Genomic DNA, 17,241 nt, shown 5'->3' on the forward strand with positions numbered 1-17,241 from the left:
CCGTTTCGGAAGGTCGCGACGACCGCCGGCCGCATGGTTGCGGCCGTGGTCGTCGCGGTCGTCGTTTCTGGGGTGGGACTGTTCGCGTTCGCGCGGGTTCAGTGGCCGGCCTTCAACTCGTCGAACGTCACGCAGGCCGTCACGACCGTCATGCAGTTCGTCGCTCTGGCTGCGCTCGGGTGCTCGATCTACCTGCTGCGTCGCCGCAGGTGGGTCACGGGCGCGCACGTGCTGTCGTGGGCGGCACTGTCGGGACTGGTCACGGCGACACTCGGCATGCCGCTGGCCGCGACGAAGCTGTATCTGCACGGAATCTCCGTCGACCAGGAGTTCCGCACCCAGTTCCTCACGCGACTGACCGACAGCGCGGCCCTGCGCGACATGAACTACGCCGACATGCCCCCGTTCTATCCGGCCGGCTGGTTCTGGATCGGTGGCCGTGTCGCGAACCTGTTGGGGATGGACGGCTGGGAAGCCTTCAAGCCCTATGCCATCGCCTCACTGGCGGTTGCGGCGGTCGTAGCGCTGGTGCTGTGGTCGGAACTCGTCCGGTCGGATCTCGCGGTACTGGTGGCGACAGCGTCGACGGTGATCGTGCTCGCCTACGGGTCGCCGGAGCCGTACGGCGCGGTGATCGCTCTGCTGATCGCACCGGCTCTGGTGCTGGCGTGGGGCGCCCTCAATCCCGTGCGCGCTTTCGGTGACGGCGACTACCAGAAACGCGCACGGCAGGGCTGGGGAGCGGTGGTAGGCACCGGCCTGTTCCTCGGGATCGCCGCGACGTTCTACACGCTGTACCTGGGCCTGGCCGCGTTCGCGGTGACGGTGATGGCGATGGTCGCGGCGTTGCTCGCGAAGCGGACCGAGGGATCATGGCGCAGTACGGTGCCGGTGCTCGCGCGGTTCGTCTCGATCGCGGTGATCGCAGGGCTCGTCGCACTGATCGTGTGGGCACCGTTCCTGCTCGAGGTGCTCGGGGGCGGCTCGACCGCCGGATCGGGTTCCGCTACCCACTACCTGCCCGACGCAGGAGCGAGCCTGCCGCTGCCGATGTTCCACATGTCGCTCATCGGGTTGTTGTGCCTGTTGGGCAGTGTGTGGCTGATCGGGCGGGCGACGTCGTCGCGGCGCGCGCAGGCGCTCGGACTCGGCGTCGTGTCGGTGTATCTGTGGTTCCTGGCATCGATGGCGTTCACCGCGCTGGGCAACACGCTGCTCGCGTTCCGGCTCGAGGTGATCCTGCTGGTGCTGCTGGGCACGGCAGGTGCGTTCGCGTTCGTCGACTTCTCGCGGTGGATCAGCCTCGCCTCCAGCGACAATCCGAACGTGCGGCGCGTACTCGTCGCGGTGGGCGCGCTCGGAGCGCTGGCCTTCGCCCAGAACATTCCGCAGCTGCTCGGGGGTGACATCACCGTCGCCTACACCGACACCGATGGCAACGGTGAGCGCGCCGACCAACGGCCACCGGGCGCCGCGTCGTACTACGCAGAGATCGACGAGATACTGCGCTCGCAGCTCGGTGGCGAGCGCGACGACCACGTGGTCCTCACCGCCGACACCGCATTGCTCGCGTACTACCCCTACTTCGGCTTCCAGGCGTTGACGTCGCACTACGCGAATCCGCTCGCGGACTTCGGGGGTCGCGCGGCCGCGATCGAGGAGTGGTCGGAGCTCGAATCCACCGACGACCTGCTGGCCGCATGGGATTCGCTGCAGTGGCGAGCACCCGACGCCATCGTCTTCCGACAGGGCGCCGAGGGCTACACGCTTCGCCTGGCTGAGGATGTGTACCCGAACGACCCGAACGTTCGCCGATACACGGTCACCTTCCCCGAGACCCTGTTCGACGACCCGCGTTTGACGATCACCGAGGTGGGCCCGTTCGCCGTGGTCACGCGCGCCGAAGGGGCATGATGTCCCGAACCCCGTTGTCGCGCAGCCACAATCCACCCCACACGAAGATTCCGGTGTAGATCGGGAACAACGTGGTGCTGGCGATCGGCTGCTCGGTGAGCAGGTTGGTCGCGACCGCTCCGCCGAGGTATCCGGTGAGCAGCACCGCGCCGAGGATCGCCGTCGGCGGCACGACGTAGAGCACGAGACAGACGAGCAGCACGATCCCGAACACCCTGTTCAGGCCCGGATCGAAGCCGAGGTCGGCCATGGCCTCCTGCACCTGCGAGGTGTTCATGAGGTGAATGACGGAGTCGAAGAGAAGGAACAGGACGACAAGGCCGCTGACGATCAGGCCGGCGATGTGCGCGCCCCGACCGGGCGTTTCGGCCTGGGTGTGGGTGCCGTGGTTGGCGGCGGAATGGGTGGTCATGATGATCTCCTGGATTCGATGCGCTGATGTCACCGATACCGACCCGGTGCCGCGCGGAAACTCATCGCCACTGCGGTATGGTCGCGACGGGTCGTACGGGGGTGCGACAGGATCGGGGGGTCGATGAGTGAGATTCTGTACGTGCCGACCAGGCGCCGCGACGGGTCGGGGCAGGTGCAGCTGGAGATGCGCACTCTGCTCGATGGTCGACTGGCACTACCCGCCTACACGTCCCTGCAAGAACTGGTCCGCTGCTGCGGACCGCGGCAGGCGTGGATGGGTGTAGACAGCGCCGGACTGCAGGAAATCCACCGCACCACCGGATACGACCTGATCCTGTTCGACGCCCGGCAACCACCACCGCCGCCCGAGGACGAATACGATCCGCCTCGAAGCCGGCTGCAGGATCCGATCGGACTATCGGGGAACCGGTGAGCATCGACATCGGTGACCTCAATTCGGTCGCGAGCCGTCTGGCAACCGGAGCGATCGGGATCAACGATCTCGGATCCGACGCCGCCGAAGTACCCGATGCCGGTGCATCCACCGTGCTGCTCGCAGACACCCTCGGATCGATCGCATCCTCGTTGGACGTGGCGGTCCGGTCGCTGGTCAACGCAGCGGACCTCACCCAGGACAGCCTGCGCGCCTACCAGGAAACCGATGATCACAACGCGCAGGAGATCGCGAAGGCCGGTGGACAATGAGCCTCGACACCCACGTCTTCGGCGATCCCGCCTCGTGCTACGCGTGCGCCGATTCGCTTGCCACTCTCGCAACCGGTGTGAAGGATCAGCTGAAGTCGGCACGCGACGGCCGCACGGAGTCCGAGTACGAGTTCAAGGGCACGGCAGGCGACGAGTTCCGGACAACGCTCGACCGCATCATCGCCGGAACCACCGAGGCCGCGGACGAGATCGACGTGATCGCCACTGCCCTGCGTGCGTTCGCCGGTGAACTCGTCACCGCCAAGGCACGGATGTCGCAAGCCGAGACGGTCGCGTCGGACGTCGGCATTCCCGTGGAGTTCGGTACCGGGATCGGTGAGCCGATCGAGATCGATCCGAACTCGTACGACGTTGCGCCCCAGATTCTTCGAGCAAAGCAGGTTGTGGCCTACGAAACTGTGGGCGGGGCTCGTCGCGGAAGGTCGCGGGATCGAGGTCGAAGCGCACAGCACGTTCGCGGAAGCACTGCGCGGGCCGACTGCAATCCTGAAGGACGCACAGGCCCAGCGGGGGTGGCTGGCCGCGTTCACAGTCACCGGATATGTCGGGACTGCATTCGCCGAGCTGGCGAAATGGGTCCGATCGCTGATAGCCGAGGTGCGAACCTGGCTCACCTACGAGAACTCGCCGCGGAAGCAGCCCGGCTGGGCGACCCGTACCCGGAAGCCACCGCAGCCAGAGCTGTTCGGGCCGTCCAAGGTGAGGCCGACGACGCGGCGCGATTCGCTGCGGAGAATTCCCGGCTGCTCGCAGGGCTCGGTGACAACACGTTCGTCCAGCTCCTCGGGAGGAACGTCGGCGACTTCATGCCTGACGGATCGGCACTGAAATCGCTCGGATCCAAGGTTCCTGTCGTTGGGTTGGGCTTGACAGCATGGCAAACTTTCTCCGATGTGAGCGACGCTGACAATGGCGGGGACGCAGTCAAGGCGGTCGCCAAGGGCGTCGGGGGGGTTTGTCGCGGGTACCATCGCAACCGAATTGATTCTCGCCAGTGCAGCCGGCGGACCCGTCACCCTACTCGCAGTTGGTGCCGGTGTCGGCGTTGCATTCGGAGTCGGGGAGATAATCGAGCACTGGGACGATATCTCCGGCGCAACAAGTTCCGCAGCCCGCTGGGTCGGAGATCTGTTTTGAGGGGCACGATGCGCGCAGGTGATCTACCACCGATCCCCGACCCGGCCACCGGCGAACCTCGGCCACCCCGCGCACCACGCATCCAACGCGGTACCGAATTCACCTCACGAGACCGCCCACCGCGAAACCCACCTCCACCTCCCGAATGCGGCCCCAGACTCGAGTGGATCCAACCCACAGTACGGACGCAATACACCTCTGCGGCATTGACCGCTGGAATACTCGCAGCTTTTGGAACGGCGAAGGAAGGCGGTTTCGATTGGATCCGCGAATGGTGGGCATGGGGACTGCTAGTGCTCTTCCCATGGATGATGTTTCGTGCGACAAAGAACCACTGGACTGCAGCGGGAGCCATCTGGGTGCAGTGGCGCAGCAGCTGGGTCGACACCTACCACCTCACCCACATCCGTTTCTCCGCCGACGGCACCAACCGAGTCCTCCGGCTGAAAGACGCCCACGGCAACGTAATCCACTCGTTCAAGATCAGCCAGATCCAGGGCAACCCCGACCTGTGGGACCTCGTCTACAACGGCATCCTCCACTCCGTCGCATCAGGCAACTGCGACATCGACGCCAAAACCCGCCGCATCCTGAAAATCCCGTACGAACTCGGACCACGCCCGGTCAACGACAATCGCAGCAAGGGAAGACGACGCGGATGGTGAATGCCCCCGACCTACCGCCGATCCCCGACGCGGTCACTGGCGAACTGCAACCTGTGATCCTTGTCCACAACGGATCCTTCACTCGGCGGCTTCGGGTACCTGCTGCTTCCGCGTGGACGTGAGTGCCACTGCCACCAGTGCGCTGAGGAGTCCGATGTCCACTCGTGCGACACGGTTCAGCGCATCGTTCGAGGTGCTGATGGTGTTCGCGAGAACGACGAGTGACCCCAGCGACAGCCCACCCGATGCAAGTGCCGCGATCCGGTATCGCGGACCCACAGCACCGACGATCAACCCGATGCCGATGAGTCTGAAGAGTGTTGCGCGATGCCGGAGAAGAAGTTCGGTCACGCACATGGCCCACGCCGCGCTTCCAGAAACGTGCGCTCGTCCGGATTCCTCTCCCCCGGAACCACTGCTGTGGATCGGCGCTGGGCGCGCCACTTATCTCGGTCCCTCGTTGGAGCTTGCGCCGCACTCCACTTCGGTACATTGCGTCATCGTCGGGGTCGATGACTTGTTCACGCTGCGCGTGGAGGGCGCGGCAGATCTGGTCACACGAAGCGCACTGGTGCCCCCACGTGTCGTCCACCAGGTGATCTCTCGACCCGGGAGCCGTATCCTCTTCTGTTACTCGGATGTCACTATGGCACTGGGGCGCGACCACGCGTCCCGCATGGCCCTACGACAAGAACTGTTCTGGACCTGCCACCGTGAGGAAACCGCTCTGGTCCGGCTCTGCAGAGGGCCGGTTCCGGACGGCGCCGCGATTGCCGCCCTGGCCACAGGACCGCGACACCGCGACCTGGATCCACGCATCGTCCGGACTGTCCGTCGCATCCACGCGGATGTGTCCGTCCGGCGCAACGCCTCCGATCTGGCTCGCGCCGAGCATCTCTCCACATCCCATTTCCTGAGGTTGTTCGGCAGCGAGACGGGCACGAGTTTCCGTCGGTATCGTCTGTGGGCGAGAATGCTCCACGTTGCCCGATCCATTTTGGAAGGAACTGATTTCACGAGCGCCGCCATGTCGGCAGGGTTCGCGTCGCCGTCCCACTTCAGCGACTCGTTCCTGCGGATGTTCGGCCTCACCGCCACGTCACTCGCTACAACGGGCGCGAACATTGTGGTCGACGATGCGGCCCTATCCCCTACGTCAACCGCGACGCGAGCAACTCCGCCAAGTGGGTTCCGCGACGAGCGGTGAGGTCGCTGAGCTGAGTGCGACACGAGTAACCGTCGGCGAGCACCACCGTGTCGGCGGCGGCGGATTCGACGGCGGGAATCAGCTGGTTGTTCGCGACCGCCACCGACACATCGTAGTGGCCACGCTCGACTCCGAAATTTCCGGCGAGTCCGCAACAGCCGCCGAGCCGGGTGACCTCCGCGCCGGCACGTTTCAGCAGCGCTGCATCGGCATCCCACCCCATGATCGCGTGGTGGTGACAGTGCGGCTGGGCGACCACGGTGGTGCCGGCCAGCGACGGCGGTTCCCAGTCGCCGAGTAGTTCGGCGAGCGTGCGGGTGGATTCGGCGACGACACGCGCCGGCTCGGACCCGAGAAGTTCGACGGCGTCGGACCGCAATACCCCGGTACACGACGGCTCGATTCCGACGATCGGCGTCCCGGCACGGAAGAGTTCGGTGACGGTGCGGCCCAGTATTTTTCGCGCTTCATCGAGTTGACCTGTGGTGATCCAGGTGAGGCCGCAACACTGTTGTTTCTCGGTGACGTGGACGCGATAACCCGCTGCCTCGAGCACTTCCACAGCCGCGACCCCCACCTCGGGCGTGAAGTAGTCGGTGAAGGTGTCGACGAACAGCAGCACAGGATCGCCTGTGCGGGCACGTTGCGCGGCGGTGTCGGCGAGCCATCGACGGAAGGTGCGGGGTGCGAAGGCGGGCACGTGCCGACGCTTGTCCATTCCCCCCAGACGCAGACCCGCCGACGCGACGCCGGGAACCTTGGTGATCGCGTTGACGGCCTTCGGCATTCGTGACGCGAGTGCCGCCCACTGTGGGAGCCGACCGAGGGTGTAGTGACTGATCGGACGGCGCTTGCCACGGTAGGTCTGGTGCAGTACCTCCGACTTCCACGTGGCCATATCGACACCGGTGGGGCAATCCGAGGCGCAGCCCTTGCACGACAAGCACAGATCGAGGGTCTCGTGCACCTCCGGCGAGGACCATCCGTCGGTGACGAGCGACCCGTTGAGCATCTCCTGCAGGGCCCTGGCCCGGCCGCGCGTGGAGTCCTTCTCCTCGCGGGTGGCGAGATACGACGGGCACATGACCCCACCGACGGCGGTGGTGTCGGCGCGACACTTCCCGACGCCGGTGCACCGGTGCACGGCCTGGGTGAAGTTGCCGCCATCCTCCCGGTACCGGAACGCGAGTCCGGTGCGGACGGCGGGTGCCGCAGTGACCCGTAGGTCGGCGTCGACGGGACGCGGATCGACGAGCACGCCAGGGTTGAGCAGGTTCTCGGGGTCGAACACCGATTTGACGACACCGAACAGGCGCAGCGCATCGGCGGAGTACATCAGTGGCAGCAGTTCGCTGCGGGCCCGCCCGTCGCCGTGTTCCCCCGACATCGACCCGCCGTACGACGCCACCAATCTTCCCGCAGCAAAAAGGAATTCCCGAAACAGTCCGGGCATCTCGAGCGGGACGTCGAGCCGAATGTGGATGCAGCCGTCGGCGAAGTGCCCGTAGGGGTAGCCGGTGATGCCGTAACTGTCGGTGAGCTGCTCGAAATCGCGCAGGTAGTCGCCGGTGCGCTCCGGGGGGACCGCGGCGTCCTCCCATCCGGCATGCGCGGGCAGACCCCTGGGGCTGCGTGCGGACAGGCCGGAACCGTCTTCCCGGATCCGCCACAGCGCCGCGGCACGTACCTGATCGTCGACGTGCAGGGCGTCGATCGCGCCGGAGACGTCGACCATCGACACTGCGCGGTCGTGCACCTCGCCGTAGTCGTCGCCGACGAGCTCCACGAACAGCCACGCCGCACCACTCGGAAGCGGGGGAACCGCCCCCGGCCCCCGGCGGGTGCGAACGATATCGACGATGCGGGAATCGAGGCCCTCACATGCCGTGGGGCGGAAACGGAGCAGCGTGTGGGCCGCGTTGCCGGCGTCGACGATGTCGGGGTAGCCGAGGACCACCATGGTGCGTACCGGTGAATCCGCCACGAGCTGCACAGTCGCCTCGGTGAGCACGCCGAGGGTGCCCTCACTCCCGACGAACAGTTTGCGCACGTCGAAGCGGTTTTCGGGAAGGAGGTGCTCGAGTCCGTAACCGGAGACCTGCCGCCCGAAGCGGCCGAATTCGGTGCGGATGGTCGCGAGGTTCGCGTCGACGAGACTGCGGAGCGGGTCGAGCATCGGGTCGTTCCCGGGGAGCGAGAGCGGATGCCCGGTCCCGGTGAGGACCTCGAGGCCGACCACGTTGTCGGACGTGCGACCGTAACCGAGAGCACGCGCACCGCACGCGTTGTTGCCGATCATCCCGCCGATTGTGCAGCGGTTGTGGGTCGACGGGTCGGGACCGAACCGAAGCCCGTGGGGCGCCGCGGCGCGCTGCACGGTCGCCTGGACGACACCCGGCTGCACGCGCGCGGTGCGCTCCTGCGGGTCGATCTCGAGCACACGCCCCAGATGCCGGGAGAAGTCGATCACCACCCCGGTTCCGACGGCGTTGCCGGCGAGCGAAGTGCCCGCGCCGCGAGAGGTGAGGGGCACGCCTTCGCGGCGGCACACGTCGAGGGTCGCGGCTACCTCGTCGACGCTTCTCGGGCAGACCACGACCTGCGGCGGCACCCGATAGAGCGAGGCATCGGACGAATACATCGCGCGAGTGGTGCTGTCGTCCCGGACATCGGAGATCCCGGCTTGGCGGAGGCGACTGCCGATCGCCGACGAGATCTCCATACCGACCGATGCTAATGGTGATGCGCCGGTCGCCGGATCAGGTCGAGCAGAACAGTGCACCACTCGCCTAGCATCGACCCCTGTGCCAGACGATTCCCATTCGCCCGCTACGCCCGGTTCCTCCTCGAGCGCGAGCGTCCGTACCGCGCAACTCATCGCAGTCGTCACGGGTCTGCTCGGATTCGTCCTGGCCTTGGCCATCCCGTTTCTCCCCGTGAAGCAGGAAGCCGCGACCGTTCAGTGGCCACAGAACGACAGCCTCTCCAGTGTCGAAGCGCCGCTCGTGACGTACACACCGCTCACATTGCGGGTGAGCGTTCCGTGTGCGGCCGCCGGGATGCTCGGCGAGGACGGCGGCACGCTCGTGTCGACGGTGCCGCCCGGCGCGCCGGATGCCACCGGCAACGCGCTCGTGATCCGGGTCGCCCCCGGTGAGGACGACGCACCCGGCACCGTCGAGGCGGTACTGAGGAATACCGTACTGGTCTCGGCCCCGCTCGACGAGCAGTGCACCGCTGTGACCGTGGCGTCCAACTCCGAGCGGACCGCGGCCGGAATCGTCGGCGCCGACCCTGCCGTCGATGTCACCATCGAGGGCGATGTCCGTCCGCAGATGGTGGGTGTCTTCTCCGATCTCGACGGCCCGGCCGCGCCTCTGGTCTCCGGCGAGGGCGCTTCCGAGCGACTGTCCGTACAGGCGGAGTTGGATTCGCGGTTCACCTCCACACCCACGGTGATCAAGCTCGTCGCAATGATCGGGTGTGCCCTGGCGACGTTGGTGTCGCTGGTTGCGCTGCACCGCATCGACGGGGTCGATCGCCGCAGGGCACGCAGATTCCTGCCATCGCACTGGTGGAAGTTCACGTTCGCCGACGCCGTCGTGGTCGGGGTCCTGCTTCTGTGGCACGTGATCGGGGCGAACACCTCCGACGACGGCTACATCCTCAACATGGCCCGCGTGTCGACCGACGCCGGGTACATGGCCAACTACTTCCGCTGGTTCGGGGTACCGGAGGCGCCGTTCGGCTGGTTCTACGACGTGCTCGTCGTGATGTCCGAGGTGTCGACAGCCAGCATGTGGATGCGATTGCCCACGCTCGTGGCCGCGATCGTGTGTTGGATGATCATCAGCCGCGAGGTGATTCCGCGCCTCGGTGTGGCCGTGCGGCACAGCACCGTCGCGTTGTGGACCGCCGGTCTGGTGTTCCTCGCATTCTGGCTGCCCTACAACAACGGTCTGCGCCCCGAACCGATCATCGCCGTCGGAGCGCTGCTCACGTGGTGCTCGATCGAACGCGCCATCGCGACCGGCCGCATGCTGCCCGCCGCGATCGGGGTGCTCATCGCCGCGTTCTCACTCGCCGCCGGCCCGACCGGGCTGATCTGCGTGGCCGCGCTGATCGCCGGCGTCCGCCCGCTCACGAAACTGGTCGTCGCGCGACGGCCGCTCGTCGGGGTGCTTCCGCAACTCGCCCCGATCGTCGCGTCGGGCACGGTCGTCATGATCGCCGTATTCGCCGATCAGACGCTCGCGTCGGTGCTCGAGGCCACCCGGGTGCGGTCCGCGGTCGGGCCGAACGTGCCGTGGTTCGACGAACGGCTGCGCTGGGACGCGCTGCTCACCGTGGCACCGGACGGGTCACTGGCTCGCCGCTTCGGCGTGTTCGTCATGCTGCTGTGCCTCGTGGTGTGCGTGATGCTCATCCTCAGGAAGGGTCGCATCCCCGGTACCGCGATCGGCCCGTCGAGGCGCATTCTCGGCATCGTCTTCGCGTCGTTGCTGCTGATGATGCTCACGCCCACGAAGTGGACCCACCACTTCGGTGTGTATGCGGGTCTCGCCGCAGCCGTCGCCGCGCTCGCCGCAGTGGGAGTGGGCGCCGCCGGGATCCGGTCGGCCCGCAATCGTGCCCTGTTCACCGCGGGTGTGCTGTTCGTGCTCACGATGTCGTTCACCGGCTCGAACGGCTGGTGGTACGTGTCCAGCTACGGCGTCCCGTGGTGGGACAAGCCGCCGTCCATCTCCGGGTACGGGTTCTCGACGGCGCTGCTCGTTCTGACGGTGCTGGCTCTGGCGGTGGCGGCATGGTTCCACCTGCGCGAGCCGTTCACAGGGCGGGAGTCAGCGGGGCACAAGCCTGCGCGAAACGGTCGGGCTCGTGTGCTCGCCTCGGCGCCGCTGACCGTCGTCGCAGCGGGCGTCGTGCTCTTCGAGGTGCTCTCCCTCGTCAAGGGCGCAGTGTCGCAGTCCCCGGCCTATTCGATCGCAAGGTCCAACGTCGCCTCCGTGACGGGCAGCGGGTGCGGACTCGCTGATCATGTTCTCGTCGAAACCGATCCGAACGCCACCATGCTCGCTCCGCTCAGCGATTCTGTCGCCGACGCCCTCGGTGCCGGACGCACCAACGGGTTCACTCCCGACGGCGTCGCGCTGGATCTGACCGCAGACGCGGAGACCTCCACCACGGGTGGCGCGAACACTCTCGAGGCCGACGAGGGCGGCACCACCACCTCGACCACTGCCGGCACCGGCGGTGGGCGACGCGGCGACACCGGGATCAACGAGAGCACCGTCCGGTTGCCGTTCGGTCTCGACCCCGCGCGCACCCCGGTGCTCGGCAGCTACAGCACCGGCACGCAGCATGCCGCCGCACTCGAATCCGGGTGGTACGCGCTGCCCGAACGCACCGAGGACACACCGCTGCTCGTGGTCACCGCCGCAGGGCGAGTCCAGTACGTCGACCCTGACGGTGTGATCAGCCCCGGCCAGGAGGTGCTCCTCGAGTTCGGCGTCACCGCAGGTGAGGACGTCGAGGCGATCGGCCGGGTCGCGCCGATCGACATCGGACCGGCCCCCTCGTGGCGCAATCTCCGCGTGCCGAGCGACGCGATACCCGCGGAGGCCGACGCGGTGCGGCTCGTCGTCGACGACGGCGACCTGTCGCCGGACCAGTGGGTCGCGGTGACACCGCCGCGGATGCCGCAGCTCGACACCCTGCAGAACGTCGTCGGCTCCGACGCGCCCGGGCTCCTCGACTGGTCGGTCGGGCTCGCGTTCCCGTGCCAGCGCCCGTTCGGGCACCACTACGGTGTCGCCGAAGTCCCCGAGTACCGCATCCTCCCCGACCGGGTGGGTGCCGATGCCACCAATGGATGGCAGGATTCCATCGGCGGTGGGCCCCTCGGATGGATCCCGCTGCTGCTCACCGCGGAGACCGTGCCCACCTACCTGAACCACGATTGGGATCGTGACTGGGGGTCGCTGGAGCGGTATCGACGGATCGACCCGGACGCCGACACCGCGACCATCGACGTCGACGAGATCACCCGCTCCGGTCTGTGGAGTCCGGGAGCGATCCGTGACGGGGTACCCGATCTGCTCGAATGAGGGTGAATGACCGCACAGGTCACGGCCCGATACCATCGACTTCCGTGCCCGACGCCACGACGAACGACCCCTCCCCGACGGTGACCGCCACACGGCCGGTCGGTGAGGACCTGCGCGCGCAGTACCGCACCGCGCGACTCATCGCGGTCGTCGCCGGAATCATCGGGATGGTGCTCGCACTCGCGACACCGTTCCTGCCTGTGAAGGTCACCGAGGCCACGGTGTCGTGGCCACAGAACGGCTCGATGACGGACGTCGAGGCACCGCTCATGTCCCAGGTACCGCTGCAGCTGACCGCGACCGTGCCGTGCGCCGCGATCGCCCAGCTCCCCGACAGCGGCGGGATGCTCCTTGCGACCGCGCCGGTCAACGGGCAGGACGCCGCACTCAATGCGATGTTCATCCGGGTCGGTCCGGAGAACGTCGATGTCCTCGATCGCAACGTCGTGGTCGCGTCGGCGCCGCGCGCCGACGTCGCGTCCGGTGCCTGCTCCGAGATCCGCATCTTCTCCGACGTCGAGCGCACCACCGCGGAGTTCGTCGGCCTCACCGACGACAACGGCAATCCGCGCGCCGGCGAACTGACCGGCGATCTTCGCCCCCTCGTCGTCGGCGTGTTCAGCGACCTGAGCACCGATGTCCCCGGCCTCGAAGTGCACATCGACGTGGATTCGCGGTTCTCGTCGTCGCCGACGCTCGTGAAGTCCCTCGCGATGATCCTCGCGGTGCTGTCGACGGCACTCGCTCTGGGCGCGCTCGCGAAGCTCGACGGCACCGACGGCCGTGGGCACCGACGGTTCTTCCCGTCCCACTGGTGGAAGTTCAGCGGTATCGACTTCGTCGTGGTGGGAACGCTGATCGGATGGCACTTCTTCGGCGCCAACACCTCCGACGACGGCTATTTGCTCACCATGGCCAGGGTGTCGGATCACGCCGGGTACATGGCCAACTATTTCCGTTGGTTCGGTGTCCCCGAAGCGCCGTTCGGCTGGTACTACGACGTACTGGCCGCTTTCGCGAAGATCTCCACGGCGAGCCCCTGGATGCGCCTACCTGCGCTGATCGCCGGGATCCTGTGCTGGATGGTGATCAGCCGCGAGGTCGTGCCGCGTCTCGGACGGGCGGTTCGGCACAATCAGATCGCGCTGTGGACCGGCGGCCTCGTGTTCCTCGCGTTCTGGCTGCCCTACAACAACGGCCTGCGTCCCGAGCCGATCGTCGCCGTGGGGGCTCTGCTCACGTGGTGTTCCATCGAGCGCGCCATCGCCACCGGACGATTGCTCCCTGCCGCAACAGCTGTGGTCATCGGGGCGTTCACGCTCGCAGCCGCCCCGACCGGCCTGATGTGTATCGCTGCGTTGGTCGCCGGTATCCGGCCCATGACACGCATCGTCGTCCGCAAGCACCGCGAGGTCGGCACGTTGCCGCTGCTCGCCCCGATCGGCGCCGCCGGACTGCTGGTCCTCGTCGTCGTGTTCTCCGACCAGACACTCTCCGCGGTGCTCGAGGCCACCCGCGTGCGCACCATCATCGGCCCCAACGAGGAGTGGTGGAACGACTTCCTCCGCTACTACTACCTGATGGTGCAGACGGTCGATGGTTCGCTGCCGCGCCGCTTCGCGTTCCTCGTCATGATCTTGTGCCTGTTCACGACGCTGCTCGTGCTGCTGCGCCGCCGCCGCGTCCCCGGTGTCGCGGCGAGCCCGTCGTGGCGCCTGATCGGCATCGTGTTCGGAACGATCTTCTTCATGATGTTCAACCCCACTAAGTGGACCCACCACTTCGGGGCGTACGCGGGCATCGCCGGGTCGCTCGCGGCGCTGACGGCCGTGATCGTGTCGGCGCAGGCACTGCGGTCGCGGCGTAACCGCACGATCTTCCTCGCGGGACTGTTGTTCGTCCTCGCCGTCTCCTTCGCGGGTATCAACGGCTGGTGGTACGTGTCGAGCTACGGGGTGCCGTGGTTCGACAAGACCGTGTCTCTCTCGGGTTACCAGTCCAGCAGCCTGTTCCTCGTCCTGTTCGGGCTTGCTCTCGCTCTGGTCGCCTGGCAGTACCTGCGGGAGGGGTATGCGCCACCCCCTGAGAAACCCACGTCGCAGAAGGGGCGTCGGATCCGCGCATTCGCAGCCGCGCCCCTGACCGTCGTCGCGGCAGCGATGGTGTTGTTCGAGGTGTTGTCGCTGGTCAAGGGCGCCGTGTCGCAGTATCCGGCGTATTCGCTGGCACGATCGAACGTCGACGCCCTGACCGGCTCGTCGTGTGGTCTCGCCAACGACGTGCTCGTGGAGAGCGATCCCAACTCCGGACGCCTCGAACCGATCCTCGATCCTGCCAATCCACCTGCCGACGGTGATGCACTCGCGGGCGGCGGACCGGTCGGCTTCTCCCCCAACGGCGTTCCGAGCGACCTGACCGCCGACTTCGTCGAGGTCAAGCCCGGGCAGGGCAACACCGACACCCAGAGCATCGGTGCGACATTCGAGACCGGAGCCGGCGGCGGCACCACCGGCGGTTCGGGTGCCGAGACGATCAACGGCAGCACCGTGAAGTTGCCGTTCGGTCTCGATCCCGCTGTGACCCCAGTCCTCGGCAGCTACCAGGACGGCATCCAGGAACCCGCGAGGCTCACGTCCAGCTGGTACCAGCTGCCCGAGCGCAGCGACAGTGCCCCACTCATCGTGATCTCTGCGGCCGGCCGCATCTGGTCGTACGACGACACCGGCGCGCTGACCTACGGACAGTCGCTGCTCCTCGAGTACGGCACCCGCAATCCCGACGGCGCCTTCGAGGCCGAGGGAACCTACCTTCCACGCGACATCGGCCCTGCACCGTCGTGGCGCAACCTGCGGATCCCGATCGCGGACCTCCCCGAGGGCACCGACGTCGTCCGCATCGTCGCGAACGACCCCAACCTCACCGGCGATCAGTGGCTCGCGTTCACCCCGCCGCGGGTGCCCCGGCTCGACACCCTCAATTCGGTGATCGGCTCCGAGCAGCCGGTGCTGCTGGACTGGGCCGTGGGCCTGCAGTTCCCGTGCCAGCGTCCGTTCGACCACCGCTACGGAGTCGCGGAGATGCCGGACTATCGCATCCTCCCTGATCGTCCACTGGCGGTGTCGTCCACCGATACCTGGCAGGCGGCCGAATTCGGTGGGCCGCTCGGCTTCACCGAGGTGCTCGCGCGGCCCGAACAGATCCCCACATATCTCGACGGCGACTGGGCCCGCGACTGGGGTTCGCTCGAACGCTACGTGCGGTTCTATCCCAACGCCGAACCCGCCGACGTGGCGACCGATCAGGCCACCCGGTCGGGCCTGTGGAACCCAGGCACACTGAGGGTCTACGAGCGGTAGGGCGCCCCCGCCCCCGATTGACCGAACGTCACCTTCATGCACTCCAAGTGACCGAAGGTGACGTTCGGCCAAACCGGGGGGGGCGCACCGGGCTATCCACAGGAGGGCATTTCATCCACAGGTTCGTCAGTTGACGCGCGCAACGACCCTGTTCTGTCCGTTGCGGTCGGCATCATGTTCGCCATGAAACGAGGAGCCTGGGGCGACGACCCCTCAGCATTGCACGCACTGAGCGTCAACGGGATCATCCGGACCGCGACGCTACTCGACTTCGGTGTTACGTCTGGGACCATCTCTGGGCGCTGCCGCAATGGCGGTCCGTGGCAGCGGATCCTGCCAGGTGTCATCGGCTTACACAACGGTCGGCTCAGCACGTCCGACCGGCACACCGCAGCGCAGCTCTATGGAGGCGCCGATGCAGTGCTCTCGGGGCATGCCGGTTTGGCGCTTCACGGCTACCAGCATTCCTCCACTATGAGTGATGTTCTTCTCCTCATCCCTCATGAACAACACCGACGGAAATTCTCGTTCGTCGATGTCGAGCGATCCTCTCGTCTCCCTGATCCCGTGGGCAAAGGAAAACTGCGCGTCGCACCTGTAGCTCGATGCCTGCTCGACGCCGCTCGCCGTATGTCGCGAACGGACCGATGCCGGGCCCTCTTGACATCAGCGCTGCAGCGTGGCGATGTCAGCGTCAACGAACTCACGCAGGAACTGGCCGAAGGGAGCCGCCGAGGGACTGCCGTGCCGCGATTGGTCCTACGCGAACTCTCCGACGACGCGCATTCCGTCGCCGAAGTGTGGGCACAGAAGCTCTACGCGACGAGTGGATTGCCTCCGATGCGGCATGGGATCATCGTGGTCGAGCACCTGCCGACCCAGGTCAGAAACTCACCCGCGGTGGTTCTCGCGGATCTTCGGGCAGCCTTCGAACACGCCTCCCGGCGCCCTCGACCCCCAGTCCGATTAACCGAACGTCACCTTCATACATCCCAAGTGACCCAGGGTGACGTTCGGCCATAAGCAGTAGGGTGCGCAGAATTCGGTTCCGATTCTCTAGAATGACGAGTGTGACCACCGAAGACATCACCGGCACCAGCTCCATGTCGGCCCGCGCCACCGAAGCGGTCCAGCGCAGCCTCACTCCACGGCAGGAGACAGCGAGTCGTGACGTCGACCGTCTGATCACGGCCGGACGCGATCTGCTGACCGCCGGATCGCCCGCGCGCGTTGCCGATATCGTGGCGGCCGCCGGGCTGTCGAACGACGCGTTCTACCGCTATTTCCGCAGCAAGGGCGACTTCGTCGATGCCGTGGTGGAAGAGGGCGGGCACCGCCTCGTCAACCATCTGCGTAGGAAGATCGACGCCGCCGAGACGCCGGAAGCTGCGTTGCGCGCGGGCGCGACCGTGATTCTGAAGCAGGGCGTCGACCCCGAGATCGCCGCCGCGACACGCAACGTCGTCGGCGGAGGTGGACGGAGCCACGCTCCGAAGGTGCGGGAGGAACTCGAGCTCACCCTCGCCCGCATTCTCGCGGGGCCGATCGCCGATCTGGGATCCACCGACCCGGAGCGTGATTCGATCACGACGGCGATCCTGCTGCTGGCGCAGATGGAACATCTGTTGTGGAAGGACACGACGGACTTCGATGCCGCCGCGGAGGTCGAGCACATCCTCGGCTATATCCGGGGTGCTCTCCACACCGCCTGA

At 66.8% G+C, this 17,241-nt stretch carries 12 protein-coding genes; 9 read left to right on the top strand and 3 right to left on the bottom strand.

Annotated elements, in window-relative coordinates; translation table 11 throughout:
• Positions 1–33: 33 nt before the first annotated feature.
• On the top strand, positions 34–1,914 hold the full coding sequence (locus EV641_RS14680) for a galactan 5-O-arabinofuranosyltransferase (protein WP_132472816.1): 1,881 nt from the start codon (positions 34–36) through the stop codon (positions 1,912–1,914).
• Here the strand turns inward: EV641_RS14680 and EV641_RS14685 are convergent.
• Positions 1,892–2,326, bottom strand: coding sequence for a DoxX family protein (locus EV641_RS14685; protein ID WP_054713458.1), 435 nt, complete (start codon positions 2,324–2,326; stop codon positions 1,892–1,894). The two genes, EV641_RS14680 and EV641_RS14685, sit on opposite strands and share 23 nt — an antisense overlap.
• Before the next feature lie 123 nt (positions 2,327–2,449).
• Between EV641_RS14685 and EV641_RS14690 the strand changes: the two genes are divergently transcribed.
• The 4 genes from EV641_RS14690 to EV641_RS29835 all read left to right on the top strand — a co-directional run bounded on the left by EV641_RS14690 (position 2,450) and on the right by EV641_RS29835 (position 4,856).
• Positions 2,450–2,761 (top strand): SAV_915 family protein, encoded by a 312-nt coding sequence (locus EV641_RS14690; protein WP_054713457.1) that lies wholly within the window; start codon positions 2,450–2,452, stop codon positions 2,759–2,761.
• A complete protein-coding gene (locus tag EV641_RS14695) occupies positions 2,758–3,033 on the top strand; it encodes a hypothetical protein (protein WP_054713456.1) in 276 nt (91 codons plus the stop codon). Before EV641_RS14690 ends, EV641_RS14695 begins: the two co-directional genes overlap by 4 nt.
• 336 nt (positions 3,034–3,369) lie before the next feature.
• Positions 3,370–3,882 carry a hypothetical protein gene (locus EV641_RS29830; protein WP_241997235.1) on the top strand — a complete coding sequence of 171 codons (513 nt, stop codon included), beginning with the start codon at positions 3,370–3,372 and terminating at the stop codon, positions 3,880–3,882.
• Positions 3,883–4,502: 620 nt separating this feature from the next.
• A complete protein-coding gene (locus EV641_RS29835) occupies positions 4,503–4,856 on the top strand; it encodes a hypothetical protein (protein ID WP_241997236.1) in 354 nt (117 codons plus the stop codon).
• 78 nt (positions 4,857–4,934) lie between these two features.
• Here the strand turns inward: EV641_RS29835 and EV641_RS29235 are convergent, their stop codons facing one another.
• Both EV641_RS29235 and EV641_RS14715 read right to left on the bottom strand, forming a co-directional pair.
• Entirely contained in the window at positions 4,935–5,207 is a 273-nt protein-coding gene (locus EV641_RS29235; protein ID WP_158289171.1) for a hypothetical protein, read from the bottom strand.
• A gap of 800 nt (positions 5,208–6,007) precedes the next feature.
• Positions 6,008–8,785 (bottom strand): FAD-binding and (Fe-S)-binding domain-containing protein, encoded by a 2,778-nt coding sequence (locus tag EV641_RS14715; RefSeq protein ID WP_132472602.1) that lies wholly within the window; start codon positions 8,783–8,785, stop codon positions 6,008–6,010.
• 82 nt (positions 8,786–8,867) lie between these two features.
• Here EV641_RS14715 and EV641_RS14720 point away from each other — a divergent pair, with 82 nt between their 5' ends.
• From EV641_RS14720 to EV641_RS14735, 4 genes are all read left to right on the top strand, one after another.
• The gene (locus EV641_RS14720; protein WP_132472604.1) at positions 8,868–12,173 is read left to right on the top strand and encodes an arabinosyltransferase domain-containing protein; all 3,306 of its coding nucleotides are present in this window, start codon (positions 8,868–8,870) and stop codon (positions 12,171–12,173) included.
• Positions 12,174–12,217: 44 nt separating this feature from the next.
• A complete protein-coding gene (locus EV641_RS14725) occupies positions 12,218–15,529 on the top strand; it encodes an arabinosyltransferase domain-containing protein (RefSeq protein WP_241997237.1) in 3,312 nt (1,103 codons plus the stop codon).
• Positions 15,530–15,712: 183 nt separating this feature from the next.
• A complete protein-coding gene (locus tag EV641_RS29840) occupies positions 15,713–16,552 on the top strand; it encodes a hypothetical protein (protein ID WP_132472608.1) in 840 nt (279 codons plus the stop codon).
• Between the two features lie 47 nt (positions 16,553–16,599).
• Positions 16,600–17,241, top strand: a complete 642-nt coding sequence (locus EV641_RS14735) for a TetR/AcrR family transcriptional regulator (protein ID WP_158289173.1) — start codon at positions 16,600–16,602, stop codon at positions 17,239–17,241.

Source organism: Rhodococcus sp. SMB37, assembly GCF_004345605.1.
In the GTDB taxonomy this organism is placed as follows: Bacteria; Actinomycetota; Actinomycetes; order Mycobacteriales; family Mycobacteriaceae; genus Rhodococcus.